This is a genomic window from Vogesella amnigena (assembly GCF_042648905.1).
Taxonomy (GTDB): Bacteria; Pseudomonadota; Gammaproteobacteria; order Burkholderiales; family Chromobacteriaceae; genus Vogesella; species Vogesella amnigena.
Genome location: NZ_JBHRYH010000021.1, coordinates 313,136 through 331,281 on the forward strand (window position 1 = coordinate 313,136; position 18,146 = coordinate 331,281).

Annotated in this window: 11 protein-coding genes; 4 read left to right on the plus strand and 7 right to left on the minus strand. The window is 62.4% G+C overall.

Annotated features, from left to right (window positions below; all coding sequences use genetic code 11):
* Positions 1–125: 125 nt before the first annotated feature.
* The 3 genes from ACFOKJ_RS11305 to ACFOKJ_RS11315 form a co-directional block, all read right to left on the minus strand.
* The gene (locus ACFOKJ_RS11305) at positions 126–3,938 is read right to left on the minus strand and encodes a translocation/assembly module TamB domain-containing protein (protein ID WP_390279599.1); all 3,813 of its coding nucleotides are present in this window, start codon (positions 3,936–3,938) and stop codon (positions 126–128) included.
* An 11-nt stretch (positions 3,939–3,949) separates the two neighbouring features.
* Positions 3,950–5,668 carry an autotransporter assembly complex protein TamA gene (locus tag ACFOKJ_RS11310; RefSeq protein ID WP_390279601.1) on the minus strand — a complete coding sequence of 573 codons (1,719 nt, stop codon included), beginning with the start codon at positions 5,666–5,668 and terminating at the stop codon, positions 3,950–3,952.
* Between the two features lie 206 nt (positions 5,669–5,874).
* Positions 5,875–6,744: an EamA family transporter gene (locus ACFOKJ_RS11315; RefSeq protein WP_390279602.1), complete on the minus strand. Its 870-nt coding sequence runs from the start codon at positions 6,742–6,744 to the stop codon at positions 5,875–5,877.
* 340 nt (positions 6,745–7,084) lie between these two features.
* Here ACFOKJ_RS11315 and ACFOKJ_RS11320 point away from each other — a divergent pair, with 340 nt between their 5' ends.
* The 3 genes from ACFOKJ_RS11320 (at position 7,085) to ACFOKJ_RS11330 (ending at position 10,979) form a co-directional block, all read left to right on the plus strand.
* The gene (locus tag ACFOKJ_RS11320) at positions 7,085–7,852 is read left to right on the plus strand and encodes a class I SAM-dependent methyltransferase (protein ID WP_390279604.1); all 768 of its coding nucleotides are present in this window, start codon (positions 7,085–7,087) and stop codon (positions 7,850–7,852) included.
* Between the two features lie 333 nt (positions 7,853–8,185).
* Positions 8,186–9,997, plus strand: coding sequence for a sensor domain-containing diguanylate cyclase (locus ACFOKJ_RS11325; RefSeq protein WP_390279606.1), 1,812 nt, complete (start codon positions 8,186–8,188; stop codon positions 9,995–9,997).
* A 226-nt stretch (positions 9,998–10,223) separates the two neighbouring features.
* Positions 10,224–10,979 carry a substrate-binding periplasmic protein gene (locus ACFOKJ_RS11330; RefSeq protein ID WP_390279608.1) on the plus strand — a complete coding sequence of 252 codons (756 nt, stop codon included), beginning with the start codon at positions 10,224–10,226 and terminating at the stop codon, positions 10,977–10,979.
* 159 nt (positions 10,980–11,138) lie between these two features.
* Here ACFOKJ_RS11330 and ACFOKJ_RS11335 read toward each other — a convergent pair whose 3' ends face one another.
* Complete coding sequence (locus ACFOKJ_RS11335) at positions 11,139–11,471, minus strand: DMT family transporter (protein ID WP_390279611.1); 333 nt, start codon at positions 11,469–11,471, stop codon at positions 11,139–11,141.
* A gap of 377 nt (positions 11,472–11,848) precedes the next feature.
* Between ACFOKJ_RS11335 and ACFOKJ_RS11340 the strand changes: the two genes are divergently transcribed.
* Positions 11,849–12,739 carry a LysR family transcriptional regulator gene (locus tag ACFOKJ_RS11340; protein WP_390279613.1) on the plus strand — a complete coding sequence of 297 codons (891 nt, stop codon included), beginning with the start codon at positions 11,849–11,851 and terminating at the stop codon, positions 12,737–12,739.
* A gap of 1,077 nt (positions 12,740–13,816) precedes the next feature.
* Here the strand turns inward: ACFOKJ_RS11340 and ACFOKJ_RS11345 are convergent.
* Genes ACFOKJ_RS11345 through ACFOKJ_RS11355 form a run of 3 tightly spaced genes read right to left on the minus strand, consistent with a single transcriptional unit; the run spans position 13,817 to position 17,868 of the window.
* A complete protein-coding gene (locus tag ACFOKJ_RS11345; protein ID WP_390279615.1) occupies positions 13,817–15,481 on the minus strand; it encodes a hypothetical protein in 1,665 nt (554 codons plus the stop codon).
* A gap of 3 nt (positions 15,482–15,484) precedes the next feature.
* Entirely contained in the window at positions 15,485–16,669 is a 1,185-nt protein-coding gene (locus ACFOKJ_RS11350) for a caspase family protein (protein ID WP_390279617.1), read from the minus strand.
* Between the two features lie 2 nt (positions 16,670–16,671).
* Positions 16,672–17,868, minus strand: coding sequence for an esterase/lipase family protein (locus tag ACFOKJ_RS11355; protein WP_390279619.1), 1,197 nt, complete (start codon positions 17,866–17,868; stop codon positions 16,672–16,674).
* Between the last annotated feature and the right edge of the window lie 278 nt (positions 17,869–18,146).

An 18,146-nucleotide genomic window follows, 5' to 3' on the forward strand; every position in this document is an offset into this window, starting at 1 on the left:
TACCCAAACAATCGCAGGGGGTAAAGGCCACGAGCCGCGCCCACCGGCAGCGTGGCATGGTGGCGGCGGTGAATCACCCCACGTAGGGCGGAAGCCCGGTGATACCGGGCGTTCCGCCGTTCTGCTCAATCAAACCGCAGGGTGTAGCGCAGTTCGCTGGAGGCCTCGCGCCCGGCGCGGGCGATCAGCGACAGCTTCTGCGACAGCTGGTAGCTGATGCGCACCGCCTGCTCGGCGCTCTTCAGCCCGTACTCGTAGCCCACGTACAGCTCGCGGGTCAGCTGTTTGCCCAGCGTTACCACCTGCTCCGCCGGGTTCACCGTGCCGTCACTACCGGTCGTGGCGCCACGCGTCTGCACGCCGACATCATCGAACAGGCCGATGCGGTCGTTGATCAGGCCGGCCAGCAGCCCGCCGGCCGAGGCGCCGCCCATATTGCTGCTGCGCTCGTCCACCGTGGCGGCGCGGCCCAGCACCAGGTAGGACAGCTTGTCCTTCTCCGACATCGGCTCGTCCGCCACCAGCTTCACCGCCGGCAGCAGCACCGAGCCGCTGATTTCCACCCCGGCGCCCACGCTGGAATTGCGCCGCGTGGCACGAATGTCCAGTGCCGGGTTGTCCAGCGCGCCGGTAAAGGTGATCAGGCCCTTGTCGATATCCAGGTCCTGGCCATAGGCCTTGAAGCGCCCCTTGTCCACCCGCACCTGGCCACGCGCCTGCAGCTCGCCGCCCGGCTGCGCCAGCAGCCGCACGCTGCCGCCCAGCTCGGCATTGAGGCCGTTGCCACTGAAGCGGAAGTCATTGCCCAGCCGGATATTGAGATCCATGCCCAGCGGCAGCGCGGTATCGCTGTCCGCCGCCACGGTACGCCCCAGCACCACCACGTCGGACGAGAGCTTGGGGCCACCCAGCCGCGGCAGTTCCATGCGCGCCTGGTCCACGCCCAGATCGCCGCGCAGGAATACCTTGCCCTGTTCCAGGGTAATGCGGCTGTCGCCGGACACCATCAACCGCCGCCCTGGGCGCTCGATCAGCGGCAGCCGCGTCAATCGCAGGGTAACGGCGGCGCCCGGCTGATCGCCGTCCAGCGACAGGCTGCCACTGGCCTGCAGCTCGCCCTGCTTGCCGAAGCTCAGCCGCTCCACCAGCAAGCTACGCTGCTGCAGCCGGGCCAGCAGCACGCCGTCCTCCAGCCGGATGCCGTTCTTGCGCTCCACGAAGCGCAAGCCGCGGCCGTTGATTTCGCCGGCATACAGTGGCGCCAGCAGCGGGCCGGACAGCCGCACGTCGGCATTCAGCGCACCATCGATATCAAACCCGTTGCCCAGCCACGGCTGCAGCGGCAGCAAGGACGGCAGCGCCAGCTGCACACGGGCGGCGATCTGCGCGGCGTCCAGGCCGCCACTGGCGGGCAGCTGCAGCGTACCCTCGCCATCCAGCCGCCCGTAGCGGCTCTCCAGCTGCAGGCGCAACGGTGCCGCTGGCCCCAGGCCCAGCAGCAGCTCGGCGCGGCTCAGGCCCAGCGGCTGCGGGGCGCGCTGCTGCTGTGGCAGCAGCACATCGCCCCGCTCGCGCCGCAGGCTGATGCGCCCCTGCGGCCAACCTTGCTGCCCGGCCAGCGACCAGTCGCCGGCAACAATCAGATCCTGCTGCAACGGCAGCTGCAGCCACGGCGACAGCGCATCCAGCGCCAGGCCGCTGACCCGGCCGGCGCTGCGCCAGCCGCTGGCACGCTGCCACACGGTATCGTCCAGCTGCCACTGGCTGCCCAGCGCCTGCCAGCGGCTGGGGCCCAGGCTGGCCGCATCGGCAGCCAGCTGCAGCGCCACCGGCGCCTCCAGCCGCAAGGGCAGACCACCGGCTGCCTGCAGGCTGGCCAGCTGCCCCTGCCAGCGCAGGCTCTGCGCCGCCAGCCCGCCACGCAGCGCCAGGCTCAGCGTCTGCGGCTTGCCTTGCAGCTGACCACGCGCCTCCAGTTGCAGCTGGTGCGCAGCACGATTGCCGCTGGCCTGCAGCTGCAGACTGTCCAGGCGCTGGCCGGCGCCTTGCAGCTCGCGCCCCTGCAGTTGCACGCGGAACGGGCTGTTCTGCTGCAAACCGCTGCTGCCCTCGCCCTGCAGCGCGCCGATGGCAATGCCGCCGGGCAGCCGCAGCGCGCGGGCGGCCAGCTTGGCGGCGATATCCGGCCGGGCCGGGGTACCGGCCAGCTGCAGCTGCGCGTTGAGCTCGCCAGCGAATGCTGGCCCCAGCAGCGATAGCTGCGGCGCATCCAGTGTGAATTGCAGTTTGTCGCCACTCTGCCCCCAGCCACCGCTGGCCTGCAGGCGGTTGCGCCCCAGTGTCAGATCGGCGTTCAGCCGGCTGAGGCGCTGCGGCTGCCAAGCCAGCGCCAGTTGGCCCCCAAGCGGCGCGCCGCCCAGCTGGCTACCGGCCAGCTTCAGTGCGACATCGCCCTGCGGCGTGGCGGCCAGGCTGGCGCGGCTGTCCAGCGTGCCGTTGATGTTGCCGGCCGGCCAGCGCGGGTCGATGCGCGATGGGTCGAAGCCCAGCAGGCGGCCGGCAAACTGCAGCTGGCGGCTGTCGAACTGCCAGCCAAGCCCGCCCTGCAGCCGGCCCAAGCCGGTGCGCAGCGTCATTTCCGGCACCTCCAGCCGCCTTGGCGCATCGGCCAGCCGCAGGCGGGCATCCAGCCCCAGCTCGGCATTGCGCAGTTTCACCAGCAGCTGCGGCAGGCGCGCGCGGCCGGCGGCGTGCATCTCGCCGCTGATGCGGTGCGACGGCAGCGCGGCGTGTAGCTGCCGGCTGTCGATATCCTGCAGCCGGGCATCCAGCGCCAGCGCCTGGCTGGCGGCGCTGCCGGACAACACGATGCTGCCACCGGCCAGCTGCGCCTGCAGCGCCGGCAAGTGCAGGGTATCGCCATCGATGCGGAACTCGCCCCACAGCAGCGACAGCGGCAACCGCTGCGCCGACAGCGGGCCGGGCTCGCTGTTGAGCAGCGAAATGCCGCCCTGCACCGAATCGGCATCGCGCGGCTCCAGGCTGATGGCCAGTGCCACCCGCGCCTGCGGCAGTTGCGGCAGCAGTGCCTGCGGGTTGACGCCGCCCACTCGTACCTCCAGCCGGCGCAGGCGCTGCAGCGGCACTGCGGCGAACGGGCGGAATTCGCTGTCCAGCTTGATCAGCATGCCGTGGGCGTTGATTTCGCCGCCCAGCCGGGGTTGCAACAGGCTGCCGGCCAGCGCCACGTCACCCTCGGCGGCCACGCCTTCCAGTTCGCCGCGGTAGCGCAGCTGCCCGGCCAGGCGGAACGGCGCGCGATCCAGCAGGGTGAAATCCACGGTAGCCCCGCCCCACGGTGTATCCAGCTGCCGCAGGGTGAAGCGGTGACGGTTATCGATATAGCGGTACTGCGCGTGCAGCGCCGACAGCAGCGGCTGGCCGGGCTGGCTGACGCTGGCCACGCTCAGCGCGTCCAGCCGCACATCCAGCGGCAGTGCCAGCGACGCCGGCGCCTGCGGCGCGCTGGCAGGCGAGCGGGCCGGGCCGGCCACGTAGCGCACATTGCCCAGCGCCAGCTGGCGGATATGCAGTTGGCCGCGCCACAGCGCCTGCGGCGCCCAGTCCAGCTGTACGCTGTCCACCGCCAGTTCGCTGCCGTCACGCTGCCAGCGCAGCTGCTGTAGACGGAAGCCGTGCCACAGCGTGCCTTCGCTGCGGCCCAGCTGCAGGCTGCCATTGCTCAGCGCGCCGGCCCAGCGCCACAGGGTGGCAAAGCCCTGCGGCGTGGCGGTGAGCCAGCCCACTGCGGCCAACATGGCCAGCAGCAGCGCGGCGGTAGGCAGCAGCAGACGCAACCAGGGGCGGCGACGGCGTGGCGGCGATGCCTCTGGCTGCCCTGCTGGCGGCGGAGTGGATGGAGATTCGGGAGTGTGCATGTCTGGCTGCATCAGAACGCCAAGCCCAGGTTGAGGTTCCAGCGCCAGCGATTGTCGCGGTTGCCGTGTGCCACGTCGAAGGCCAGCGGCGCCAGCGGGCTGAGCCAGCGCACGCCCACGCCATAGGCGGTGGCCAGGTTCAGCTGCTGCCAGTTGCCGGCAGCGTCACCGGCATCGAAGAACACCACCGCACGCCAGTTCTGCGTCACCGGGTACTGGTATTCCACGCTGGCGGTGGTCAGCACCCGGCCGCCACTGATGGTGCCGTCGCTTTCTTCCACGCCCAGGCTTTCGTATTCGTAGCCGCGCACGCTGTTCACGCCACCGGCCTTGAACAGCCGCGAGGTCGGCACTTCGCTGCCGTCGCGGGCGAACACCTGGCCGCCTTCCACCCGGCTGACCAGGGTGCCGCGCAACCAGGATGGCGACCAGTAGTTGGCCAGCCGCAGGTAACCGCGCTGGAAGCGGGTGTCCGAGCCCAGCTCGCCCACGGTGCTGGCCACTTGCGCCTCTATCAGGTAGCCGCTGCTGGGCCGCAACAGGCTGTCGATGGCGCGCTGCGTCCAGCCGTAGGAGGCAATCAGCGCCTTGCTGTCACGGGTGGCAACGCCCTGCTCGCTTTCGTGTTCCTGCACGTATTCCAGCCCCAGCCGTGATTCGATATTGCCCACCTGGCGGATGCGGAACACCCCCAGCTCGCGGCCATCGGTAACGGTACCCTGCACATCCTCGTGGCTGGCGCGCAGGTTGATGGCGTGGGAATAGCCGCCCACCTCGCGCGGAAAGGCCAGCCCCAGGTCCAGCTGCTGGCGATCGCGCTTCCAGTCATACACCACCGAGCCGGTGTAGCCGCGGCGGAACAGGTTGTAATGCTCGTAGCCCAGGCGCACGCCGGGGCCATCGCCGGTACTGTAGTTCAGGCCCAGCTCCAGCTTTTGCCGCTTCACCTCGCTGACCGTCACCCCAACCGGTACCTGCTCGCCCTGCAGCTGCTCCCACAGCGGCGCCACCACCACGCTGCTGTAGTGGTTGTCACGCTCCAGGCTGGTCTGGTAGTCCAGCACATCCTGCTGCCGGAACGGGCTGCCCGGCTGGAAGGTAGCCTGCCCGCGGATCACGCTGTCCGGGTAACGCTCCACCCCGCTGATCTGCAGCTCGCCAAAACGGATACGCGGGCCGCTGTCGATGGTGAGCTGCAGCTTGGCGCTGCGGCTGGCCGGGTCGATCTCGGCGCGCGAGGCGCTGATGCGCGCCAGCGGAAAGCGCTCCAGCAGCAGCGGGCGCAATGCCGCCTTCTTGCTGTCGTCCCAGTCGGCCTGGCGGAATACCGCCCCCGGCGGCAGGCTCCAGCTGCTATTGGCATCGGCCACGAAGCGCTGGTAATCCGGCTCCTGCGTTACCGCGCCGCTGAACTCCAGCTGCAACTGGCTGATGGTGACAGGCAGGCCGGGCTCGACCCGCACCGTTACCCGGTTGCCATCGCGCCGCACCTGCACCTCGGCGCCGAAATAACCTTCGGTTTCCAGCAGCGCCCGCGCCTCGGCCGGCGTGCCTTCCACCATGGCCGCCAGGTCTCGCTCCTGCAGGCTGTCGTCGGCACGCAGCTGCAGCAGGTCGAGGTTGTCTTCCAGCAGGGGCTGCAACAATAGCGGGGCGTCGATATCCACCTGGTAATCCAGCGCCAGGGCAGACAGGGGCAGGCAGAGCAGCAGCAGGGAGAGATGGCGCATGAACACGGAATCCGGCAACAGCCGAGCGGTGGGAAACCGCATCATGGTAGTGCAGATGCATGCGGTGCGTCAGCCACCCGCGTTGGCCGCATGACCATGCCCGGCATTGCCGTGCCAGGTTCAAGCCGTTGAACCCACGGCGGTTTCAGGCGCCGTGCCGACATTCCGGCCAATCCGGCGGCGGCAATGTCAACAATCCACCGCCGTCAGCGGCTGGCCTGCCGCCGGCCGGCGATCACCAGCGCGATGCCCCCCAGTATCGCCACCGCTGCCAGCAGGATGCGCCAGGACAATGCCTCGCCCAGGAGCAGCCAGCCGGCCAGCGCCGCCAGCAGCGGTACGCTCAGCTGTACCGTGGCCGCGGTGGTGGCAGCCAGCTGCCGCAGCGCGGCATACCAGATGGCGTAGCCCAGGCCGGACGCCAGCGCGCCAGAGGCCAGCGCGTACAACGCGCCATCCAGTGGCGGCAACGCCGCCGGCCAGCACAGCAGCATCAGCAGCAGCGCCAGTGGCAGCGCACGGACAAAATTACCGGCCGTTACCGCCAGCGGGTCACCCGCGCGCCGCCCCAGCAGCGAGTACACGCCCCAGGCCACGCCGGCCAGCAGCATCAGCCCCAGGCTGGGCAAGGGTGGCGCCGCTACCCCCGGCAGCAACAGCAGCAGCAGGCCAGCCAGCGCCGCGACAAAGCCCAGCCACTGCCCTGCGGCCAACCTTTCGCCCTGCCACAGGCCATAGGCAATCATGCTGGCCTGCACCGCGCCGAACAGGCACAAGGCGCCGGTAGCAGTCGTGAGCCCCAGGTAGGCAAAGGAAAAGCCGGCCGCATACACGAACAGCGCCCCGGCGCCGGCCCAGCTGCCGGCCCAGCTGTCGGCCAGTGCCCGCAGGCCTTGCCGCCCGGCCAGCAGCAGCGTCAGCACCAGCGCGCCACTGCCCAGCCGCAGCAGGGTAAAGCTGGCGGCATCGATGCGGGTGGTGGCCAGCGCCAGCCGGCACAGCAGGGAATTGCCGGCAAAGGCCAGCATCGCCAGTGCCGTCAGCAGCAGGGCAGACCAGCGGGGGGATAGCGACATCACGGTCTCCAGGATAAGCATGCCATGCGCCCACCATAGCCCAGCCAGGCCTGCGGCGGCATGATAAATCGCTGCGACTTCAGGGCGCCTCGAAAAACCCGGATTTCCAATCGAGATAATCCGGCGAGGCAAGGCGCGAACGAAAAATTTCGACGCAGCATATGTTCGATATGTAAGGAGAAATTTTTCTTGAGCAACGCAGTATCGCGACGAAAGCGGGAGTTTTTCGAGGTGTCCTTTAGTTTGCAGGCTGTTACTCCGTATAACAGGATAAGCACCTGTCTTGTACCGGTATGCAATGCGGCGTACGGTGCTGGCTTCAATCGCAGAGGACACCAGCATGCAAGCGCACCAGCAAACCACTACCCGGCAATTCGACCCGCAGGCGCAAGCCTATCTCGGCAGCGCGGTACACGCCGCCGGCCCCGACCTGGCCATGGCGCAGCAACTGCTGGCGGCCAACCTTGGCCGCGATGCCCGCGCGCTGGATGTAGGCTGCGGCGCCGGCCACCTGGCGTTTGCCATGGCGCCGCTGCTGGCGCAGGTCACCGCGCTGGACCCGGCACCCGCCATGCTGGATACCGTGGCCAGCGCCGCCGCCGAACGCGGCCTGCCCAATATCGACACCCGCCCCGGCCAGGCCGGCGCGCTGCCGTTTGCCGATGGCAGCTTCCCGCTGGTTGCCAGCCGCTACAGCGCCCACCACTGGCTGGATCTGGCCGCCGGCCTGGCCGACATGCGGCGGGTTACCGCGCCGGGCGGCTATGTGCTGATCATCGATGTGCAGGCGCCGGAAGACGCGCTGGCCGACACCCACTTGCAGTGCTGGGAGCTGCTGCGCGACCGCTCGCACGTGCGCGACCGCAGCGATAGCGAATGGCGCGCGCTGTTTGCCGCCAGCGGCATCCAGCTGCTGGCCCACCACAGCTGGCCGCTGCGACTGGAGTTCGGCAGCTGGGTAACGCGCATGCGCACACCGCCGGAAAAAGTGGCCATGCTGCGTCAGCTGCAGCAGGAGGCGGCGCAGGAAGTCGCCAGCGCGCTGCAACTGGAAGCGGACGGCAGTTTCACCACCGCCACCGGGCTGTGGTGGGGGCAGGTGCAATAGGCACCTCGATAAACGCCAGCTGTCGTTGCGATACGGCGTTGCGCGTCAAAAATTCCTCCTGACATATCGACCATATGTGGTGTCGGAATTTTTTGCGCGCGCCCGGCCTCGCCGCGACTTAGCGCAATTGGAAACCCGGGTGTTCGAGGTGCCGATGTGCTGAAAACTGACTATGCCTTACAAATTTACCCACAGAATCGATAATACATCGTAATAATAATGGCGTGACTTTAAATAACAATTTAAAGCGCAGGCCGCAGGTACCATGCTCAGCATCGTGTCAGGCCGCTCAGCTCCCCGCTGTTGCGGCCAACCTGCAACGCCTTGCGAGCCATGACCACACACCGCCTGTTGCTGCTGCTGGCACTCTGCCTTGCCTGCTGTCACGCCGCGCTAGCCGCCAGCGTGCCGCTTGCAACGCAGCAGCCCAGCTACCAGCTGAACCACTTTGCCACCGAACTGGCCGACCCCACCGGCCGGCTGACGCTGACCGACATCCTGCAGCGCGATGCCGACTTTCAGCTGCGCGCCCAGCGGCTGAACAGCCACGGTTTCAGCCGCAGCGCCTACTGGTACCGCATCGACATCGCCAATCCCGGCCCGCAGCACCGCCGCATGCTGCTGGTGCTGCGCACCCCCTGGCTGGACCACATCAGCCTGTACCAGCCGACCAGCCACGGCGGCTATCGCAGCCAGCAACTGGGCGAAGCCCTGCCCTTTGCCGCCCGCCCCTACACCCACCCGCAATTCGTGGTGGAGCTGGACATTCCCCCCGGCCAGCCGCGCTACTACCTGCGGGTAGCCAGCCAGCAAGCCTTCCTCAACCCGATAGAGCTGTGGCAGCCCGCCGCCTTCCACGATAGCGACCGCGACTGGGCCAGCTTCTTTGGCGTGTTCTACGGCGCGCTGCTGGTAATGCTGCTGTACAACGGCTTCATCTGGCTTTCCAGCCGCGACAGCACCTACGGCTACTACAGCCTGTACCTGCTCGGCTTCTTTCTGCTGAACTTCACCTATAACGGCTTTGCCTACCAGTACCTGTGGCCGGATTCACCGCACTGGGCCGACTATGCGCATGTCAGCCTGATCTACCTGTACCTGGCCGCATCCTGCCTGTTCGTGATGGCCTTCCTCGACACCCGCCAGCGCCTGCCCCGCATCCACCACCTGCTGCGCGGCTACCTGTGGCTGCTGCCGACAGGCTGTGCGCTGAGCCTGCTGTCCGGCGACCGCATGCACTACGATGCCGTGGCCATGGCCATGGCCGCGGTACTGCCGCCGCTGGTGGCGCTGGCCGCCATTACCGCCTGGCGCGGCGGCCAGCTGGCGGCACGCTACTTCAGCCTGTCCGCCTTTGCCGGGCTGATCGGCGCGCTGCTCACCATGCTTACCGTCATCGGCCTGCTGCCCTACAGCTTTGCCAGCTTTCACGCCGCCGAATTCGGCATCATCGTCAGTGTCTTGCCATTGGCCATGGCACTGGCGGAACGCATCCGCCAGTTGAGAGAACAAAAGGAAGCTGCCGAGCAGCAGGCACAGCAGGAAAAACAGCAGTCCCGGGCGCAGCTGCAACAGGCGTGGCAGGAACTCAGCCGCACCATGGAACAGCGCACCGCCGAGCTGGTCCGCGCCCGCGACGAAGCCGAGCGCCAGGCTCGCACCGACATGCTCACCGCGGTAGCCAACCGCCGCCATTTCGAAGAAAGCGCCCACCTGGAATACGCCCGCGCCCGCCGCTACCAGCAGCCGCTATCGATGATCCTGTTCGACATCGACCACTTCAAGCAGATCAACGATACCCACGGCCACGCCACAGGCGATGCGGTATTGCGCTGCGTGGCGGATACCACCAGCCATGCGGTACGCGAGGTGGATCTGGTCGCCCGTATCGGCGGCGAGGAATTCGCCATCCTGCTGCCCGGCATCGCCAGCAGCCAGGCCAGCAAAGTGGCCGAGCGGCTACGCAAGCAGATCGCGCAATGGCAGCTGCGCGGCGAAGCCGGGCCGGTGCAGTTCACCGCCAGCTTTGGCGTGGCCCAGCTGCAGGACAGCGACAGCAACTACCACACCCTGCTACAGCGCGCCGACCAGATGATGTACCAATCCAAACGCAGCGGCCGCAACCGGGTAAGCGTGGGCAACTGAGCCACGGCAAACGCCAGCGCCGCTGTGCGGCCAACGTTGCCACCGCAGCAAGCCGGCACGGACGGCACCTGGGCGACAAGCCACCCCGCCTGCGCCACGAACGCCGGTTGCAGCCCCGGGTACCGCTTGCCATGGAAAGCACCGGCGCGCTGGCAGCGCCGGAAAAATTCAGCTGCGTAGCCCATACTGACAAGCGAACCTGCTGACGCCACCCGAAGGCTCGCCCATGCCACGACCGCACCGGCTCTTTGCTGCCCTGCCGCTATTGTTTGCCCTGACGCTGTCCGCCGAGCCACTGCAAATTCTGGTGGAGGACGCGGCCAGCCCATGGTCGCGGCCAGACGGCTCAGGCTATGCCAACACCATCGTCCGCGAGGCGTTTCTCGCGCGTGGCATTGCCATCGACCTCGTGGTGGTGCCCTATGCCCGCTGCAAGGCAAGAGTGATGTCCGGCGAGGCCGTCGCCTGTTTCAACATGGCGTGGGAGCCTTCGCTGCAGGGCCTGGTAAGCTTTTCCGACCTGCCGCTGTACACCTCCGAAGCCCAGGTATTTACTGCCGCCTCACCCACGCCGGCACACCCGCAGCGCCTGAGTGACCTGCCAGCCGGAAGCCACTTCGGCCTGGTCAATGGCTATGAATACCCACCGGAAGTCATGGCGGCGCTGCGCCGTTTCAACATCGACTACTCCAACAATGAAACCACCCTGCTGAAAAAGCTGGTACTACGCCGCATCCACTACGCTGTCCTGGTAACCGACCCCAAGAAACAGGCCGCGCAGCTGATAACGCAGGCAGGTATTGCCCCCAGCCGGGTACGCTACCTGTTTACCGCCGGCAGCCAGGGCGTCTACATCGGCTTCAGTCGCCGCCACCCACAAGGCAACGCCGCTCGACTGGCATTCAACGAAGGCATGGACAGCATCAGTACCCGCCTGCCGCAATTACTGCAGGCAGATAACCCGGCTAGCCAACTACGCTAGGGTGCCTCGAAAAACCCGGATTTCTAAGCGAGGCAAGGCGCACACGAAAAATTTCTACGCCGCATGTATTTGATATGTAAGGAGAAATTTTCGTGTACAACGCAGAATCGCGACGAAAGCGGGAGTTTTGGGAGGTGCCCGCTAGGGTGCTCTGGCTGTTCAGTGCACATTGGTCTTGGAAAACACCTGCAGCACCACCACTCCGGCCACAATCAGGCCAATGCCCAGATAGCCCGCGCCATCCAGCACCTGCTTGTAAAGCACCTGCCCCACCAGCGCCACCGCCACAATACCCACCCCGCACCAGATGGCGTACACCACGCCCACCGGCAAGGTCTTCATGATCTGCGGCAGCAGGTAGAACGAGGTGACATAGCCACCCACCACCAGCACGCTGGGCAACAGTCGGGTAAAGCCCTCGCTGGCCTTCAGGCTGCTGGTTGCCACCACCTCGGCCACAATCGCAATCGCCAGCATCAGATAGCTGTTCATCCTGCACCTTCCTTTCGGGACATACCCACGCTGCACGACACAGCAGGGCTGCTGCCCCGTCTGCCTGCAGATCAATTGCCGCCATCTTATATCTGCAATTCAGGTACATTAAAGATAGAAACCATCTAATAAACAGATAGATCGGTACTTGAAACAACCATGGTTTCCCAGCAAGTCAATGTGCGTAGAGAAGCAGCCGACGCGGCATAGCCTGGGTAGCGGAGGCGCCGCCAGAAGCCCTGGCTTTCGATCTGGATAAGGCTGCGGGACAAGCCGCCAACGCAAGCACTCACGCTGCAAAGGGTTGATAGATAAGGAGAAAGCAACATGAGCAACACAGCATCGCCGGGCAAGCAGCCGTGTTCTGGAGTGCGCGGATGAAATGGACACTGGAGCAACTGGCCACCTTCGTTGCCGCCGCGGAGGCACCATCGTTCTCCGCCGCCGCCCGCCAGCTGGGCCGCGCCCAGTCCGCGGTCAGCACCGCCATTGCCCTGCTGGAAGCCAGCCTGGATACCGAACTGTTCGATCGCGGCGGCCGCCTGCCCAGCCTCACCCCGGCCGGCACCCTGCTGCTGGCCGAAGCGCGCGAACTGCTGCGCCAGTGCCAGCACTTCGACAACCGCGCCCTGTCACTTGGCGCCCGCCGGCCGGAACAACTGTCGCTGGCGCTGGATGAAGGCCTGCCCTACCCGGCAGAACTGGAGCTGGTACAGGCACTGGATCAAGCCTTTCCACAGCTGGAACTGGAACTGAGCCATGGCTCTGCGGCCAACATTGCCGCCTGGCTGCGCGAAGGCCAGGCCGATGTCGGCCTGGCCTACCGCCGCATCCCGGCCGATGCCATGCTGGCATCCGAGCCAGTAGGCGCCGTGCCGCGCGTACTGGTGGTGGGCAGCAGCCACCCACTGCTGCAAGAAGCACAAATCAACCGCCAGACCCTGGCCCGCTACCGCCAGCTACTGGTCACTCCGCGCTTTGTGCGCAACGACGCCGACGAACACATCAGCCCGCAACTGTGGCGCACCGACAGCCTGTACGTGATAGCCGAACAGGCCGCCATGGGCCAGGGCTGGGCGGTACTGCCGCTGAACATCGCCCGCTACCCCACCCTGAACGGCAAACTGGTGGAAATCCACGCCCAGGACCTGGCCTTCCCGGCACTGGAAGTTCACCTGTACTGGCGCGCCGGCCAGGAAAACGCCCCGCTGCTGCAATGGCTGCGCCGCTACCTGGCGAATGCGGTGTTTGCAAGGAGTGTGGGGTGAGATGAGTAAAGCTGAGCAGCAGAAAGCATTGAGACAGCAGCACCGCTCCGCCAATAAGCCAGTGCTGTTGATCAATTGCGCGAACATGCAAGCGATCCTTACATGTTCGCGATCGGTTCAACCTCACACGCGAGGGATTGGACTCTAAAGCCACGTGCTACTCAATACCGGGGGGACGTCGGGGGGACGTCGCACGGCAGTTCTGGAACTTCTCGTAAAAGAGGAGGTGGCAGACAAATCGAAGCTTATAGCCAAGGAAGGAGTGAAAGCATCATCTCACTTGCTGCCCACACCGAAAGAAAAAAGTGCGTTAGAGGGGCAAATACTTACTACCAAGACAGCAGAGATGACGCCATCAAAATGTGATGAGCTACTACTTTCTCAAATCGACGCGAGGAGCCCTACCACGAGAGAGTCACTAAGATGTAAAGTATTAGTCTTGCCTAAAGATCAGATAGCAGGCTATACAAAATCTGGCACGAGATCATATAATGGCAACTATACATATTATCTGCCAAATCTCAACAAAAAAACCAATAACTTAAAATAAACATCTATCAGTAATAAGGTTGGCAGGCGACCAATAATTGGTCGCCTGTTGGTTGCTGAAAAATACACACCACAAGATTAGTATCGTTTACTCATACTCCATTGCGGACAATACATCTTCTAGGAAGTACTTTCGGCCGCCCCTCGGTAAGTCAATCGGAGGCATACTGATCGATAGAAGCCTACTTTCCAACCACCGCATAAAGCATATACGCAGACTCGCTGGCATATCAGACCAATAAACAATACCTCCACATAAACTCACCCCGTTTCCACTGAGCGGTACGAATACTGGTATGGCGATGCCTTCCCATTCTGGTCCTTTTATCTGAACCAGGCGAATATGATCAGGGAGAACGCTCATAGATATATCCTCACAGAAAAAGGCACACAGGCGACTTGCCACTATTGCGTTTAATCTCCCCCGAAACAGTCTATGCTTTTTCAGTTCAACTGGAGCTCCACTTTATTTTAGTGGCTTCTTAAGCAAGGCCGTACAGGCAGCCATTAATCTGCTGAATTGTCCCTCTACTCATCTTCATCCATTACCGAAATTGAGTGAGTAATCCGTTCATTCTGCCAGTATTTTGCATTCTGGCTGGGCTTTGGTTTGGGCGCAGACGCTGGCTCAATGGTCTCTTCAGGTCGAAGAGAGGAGTGCAGCTTGAGCTTACGAGGGGCAGAGCTCATGGCAGGGCCGGCATCCTCTTGCATTGCTAAGTAATTAGGAAGCTCCTGTATTTCAACTGAAGGGATTGTCTTATTTTTTATGACTTTGACATTTTTCCATTCGGATTGTGTCAAGTCTTGCAAACTAAGCCAATGATCTGTTGTTATGCGGCCTTGCAGTGCCTGCCGCGTCTCATGAGGTTCATGAGTGAATTCAAACATTTTCCTACTTGCAGGAGCGAGAGGTAGTGTCACAGAGGTAGCCCCATACCGGGCTGAACGGGGCGCCCCCTTGGGACGACGCATGAAGACGGGCGGACTGGAGCCTTGACTCACAGGAGTGGCGGCACCTGCTTTCTCCATACCATAGATCGGACTCCACAACGGCTCAGCAGGGCTCTTGCCATAAAACGCCAAGTATGCGTCGTTTGAACACATGGCTCGAACATAGGCTTGGACTGCAAGATACGCCCTGTGGAACTGCGGCTTTTCAGCTTCCCCACGGTGCATAGCTGCCATACTGTCGAGCAACAAGGTCATGCCGAGCGAGAAAGTTGGGAAACCGACCTCCATGGCTTCGAGCAACATCTTGCGGATGTCCTTTTCTGAGACTCCGTCCTGTTCACGTGCCAGTGCAGCCTTTAATATCTTGACGTCGGCAATATGAGGAAAGTGGAGCTCCAAATTCCTCAACCAGTTTTCTCGCCTCTCTAGCTGATTTGTCTTGAGCAGGATATAGCCACCAGCGACAGCTGAGATTGGATCGTTGAATTTCTCGTACAGCATACTGTCTGCAATGTACTTGAGTTCTGCCAGTCGTGATGCTTCCGGGAGGTTGCCTTGAGACAGGTAGGTCATAACAAGTTCGTTTTCGGGGTGCTGCCGACCAACGGTGATATCGAGGGCATCTCCTCTTCCCCCTTGTCGGCTAGGGGTTAATGCAATGTTCACCTGCTCCCCCGGTGGCAGCGATATCAGACGCCATGCCAATTCTTCGCCGCCCAGCTGCAGCAAATGGGGGCGGTGCGGAACGTCTATGGTTAGCTGGCGTATGCCTCGCCCCCCCTGGAGGCTTTCGAAACGGACATTCCTGGCCTCCCAACGCCGCTCCTGAAATTCCCAGAGTGTTGCCCATACCTTGCCAATTCTGCGGGAAGCGCTGAGGGAGAGCCCAACTGGATCATGAGGTTGTTCGCCACTTAGGTGGCGCAGGGAACGAAATGGCGTTACCCATTCGAGCCACTCATAAGGGCTGCCCTTGGCTATGTTGAGAACTGCGTCCCCCCCTTCGGCACCCAGTTCCACAACCTCCTGAATAGTCGTTCCTCTAGGAAGCTTTGCAAATACATAGACCCTCTCTAGCAAGCGATCTGTCTGATCCTTTCCCCGCATGGATAGCTCAAAGACTTTGGTGTCCCGAGACGAGACTGCCCCCCTGGCAATCAATGAGCCTTTCGGGGTATAGATTTCTATTGGCAAAGCCAGCGCAGTGCCGGCCGTTATGCTAACTCGGAGACGTTGCATGATTTACTCCGGCACTTTGAACTGCCAACGAAGGACGGCTGATGTCAACAGTCTACGCTGCGTTTGAATTGGGAATCTGTCCTGGTTGAATAAAGCTCCATAAGTCCATTCGCCTCGCTCCTTGAGGAACCGCGCCGGTCCGTTGTTAAGCTTTTTTAGCTCCCGCGGATTGGCCAGATTCTCCATAAAGGCGGTAGCGAGAGCTCTATAGCCTGGTGGATCAATGTCCATTTCAACGTGGACACGTGGGCTGTTGGACAGAACATGAAGCGCGGTGCTCCCGGGTCCGTCCCCTTGGAAACCACCTAGTGTCTGGACTTCTCCCTCAACGCCTTGCTGTGCCAAATCGAGAAATTCTGCTGTTGCGGCACGTAGGTCATTCGCCCCGATACTGAAGTCCTGATCCATTCCGTACTGGGTACCGCAATGTCCTTGTAGAGCACGCAGCAGGGCCTCAGTGAAGCGCGCCACTCCACGTTCAGGTGCATATGCTTTCCGGCCCATGGTAGTGGCCCCAATGAGCGACCAGTCCTTGGTCCTGGGGGGGCCCGAACGGCTCCCATGAATCAGCGATTGGGGGGCTGCTATGCTGTTGAGAAGTTGTTCGTTGAACTCCATGCAGGCATCAATCCAGAAAGCCAGCGTCGCGGGGGTCGCTCGAATTGCAGCTTGACAGGTGTTCGAGACATGAAAGAGAGGGCCCCATTTGTCATATTCAATCTCCATCACATCATCTGCTACCAAATGTTGGACGGTTCCATCGCTCAGTCCATGGCCGCAGAAATAGAAGATTCCTCGACTTTCTGAGTTGTTACCCAACCGTTGAAGCCACTGATGAACAGCAGCCTTCAAGTTCGTAAGGGTTGGCCTGGTACAGGCTGCTACCTCTCCCGAAGGCAAGGTATAGTCCCCTACCGGTGATGTGAGTATGGCAAGCGACCCCAACGGGGCATGCGGATTATGGAACGCTCTCTCGGGAGGCTGTTCCTGGCCTGCAGGCATAGCATCACGACCAGAAAGGAACCAGTTGGCCACGGCCTCCACTGAAAGGCGCGGGGGAATCAGTGGTTGCAGTCCATTATGTGCGGCAGCGAGACCAGGGTACTCACCACAGCCAATAAGCAGAACATGTGTCGCGGTAACTGTAGGGTCGGCCATGAATGCCTGAGATTGGAAAACAATGCCCATATCTACGCCTTCGCCTCCATGATCCTCATGGCGAGTCGTTTGTAGAAGCTGGGGCTCAAGAAGTAACCACCGTGAGCACCGAGTAGACCGTAGCCTGTGTCGAATTTGTAGTCCTCGGCATCGTGGAACACACCTTCTACTCGGAAGGAGAACATGTCATTCGTGTCATACACGTTGATCCAACGTCCTACATTCGCAGGCTTGGGCAAGCGGTCGCTTGGAGGGTTCTTGGGTACGCCGGACTGGCTTGTCTTGCAGAGTGTCATTTCCTCGAACAAGGCCACTTGAGAACCGACTGTAATGAAGTAATCCACCTTGATGTCAGGCAAGTAGTAGGTGAGTGCGTCATAAGCAAGCAAGCCGCCCAAACTATGGCCAATTACGACGAGCTTCTCATCACCGGAGGTTCTCGCAGCATGCGCATCCCGAAGTTTCGCCAGGACGTCAGCCAGGATGCTGGTGGACCCCGTTTGATCGCGCGTCGTAAGGTAAACGAAGATATCGCCCAGAAATCGGGAGGCACCCTCATGGATTGACTTGCGCCCTAGCTTGGCTGCTACCGTACCGGCGGCGTCGCCTGGCGCATTTCCAAGCCGAAGGATCGCGTCACGTACCGAGGCGAACCAATCCCCGATTCCCAGTGCCACGGCAGCCGGAGCATCTCCGTTCTGCATTAAATAAGGTGTACTGGTTTCGAGGAGTTTTTGGGCGAATGATTCATTGTCTAGAAGGGGCATTGCAAGTGCCCATGCCGGGGCAGGATCATCTTCGGCATATCGCAGTGAGGCCTCGTAGTACTTGGCAATTTCTTGGGCATGGTCATTGTGGGCCGCGATTGAAGCAGTGTCCCAGAACAGGTCTACCGCTGCTGCGAACCCTTCCTTACGGCTAATTTCGCACAGACTGACTGTCTCGCTGCGCTTCTGGAACCGTACTTCGCTGAGCCAGAGTTCGAGTGCCGCATCATTTGAACCCAACGCAACAACATCATCCGAACTGCGTGGCAGTGAAGCCTGTCTCCATCGGAAATCAACACCCTTGTCACCCCAGTAGGGGAACATCACATGTTTCGGCTGGACTGACATCCCCACCCGGGGTGCGAAAGTACTTCGGAAAAACTCTCGCTTGCTATGGACTCCTGGCTCGTAATCCTTGTCCTCCACGCGATTGTTCACGCCATGAATGAACACGATGGGCATATCTTTCTCCTTAAGCCTGTGGTTCCATGTGGCCCACTGGCGTTAACAACATATGGGTATATATCTCAATTAAGTCATTATTAAAGCATTTGTTATGTCCATACAATATTTTAGACCGAACATACCTTTACCTTTGCCTATGGGGTTCGGCTCAACAACATTAAACAACTACGAGTCTGCATGGAGACAGTATTTGCGACCATCCGGTGTATAAGAGAGTGCGGAAACCGCGCCTAATGAATGAGACACTGAAGTGGATTCGATTATGAGTTCTACAT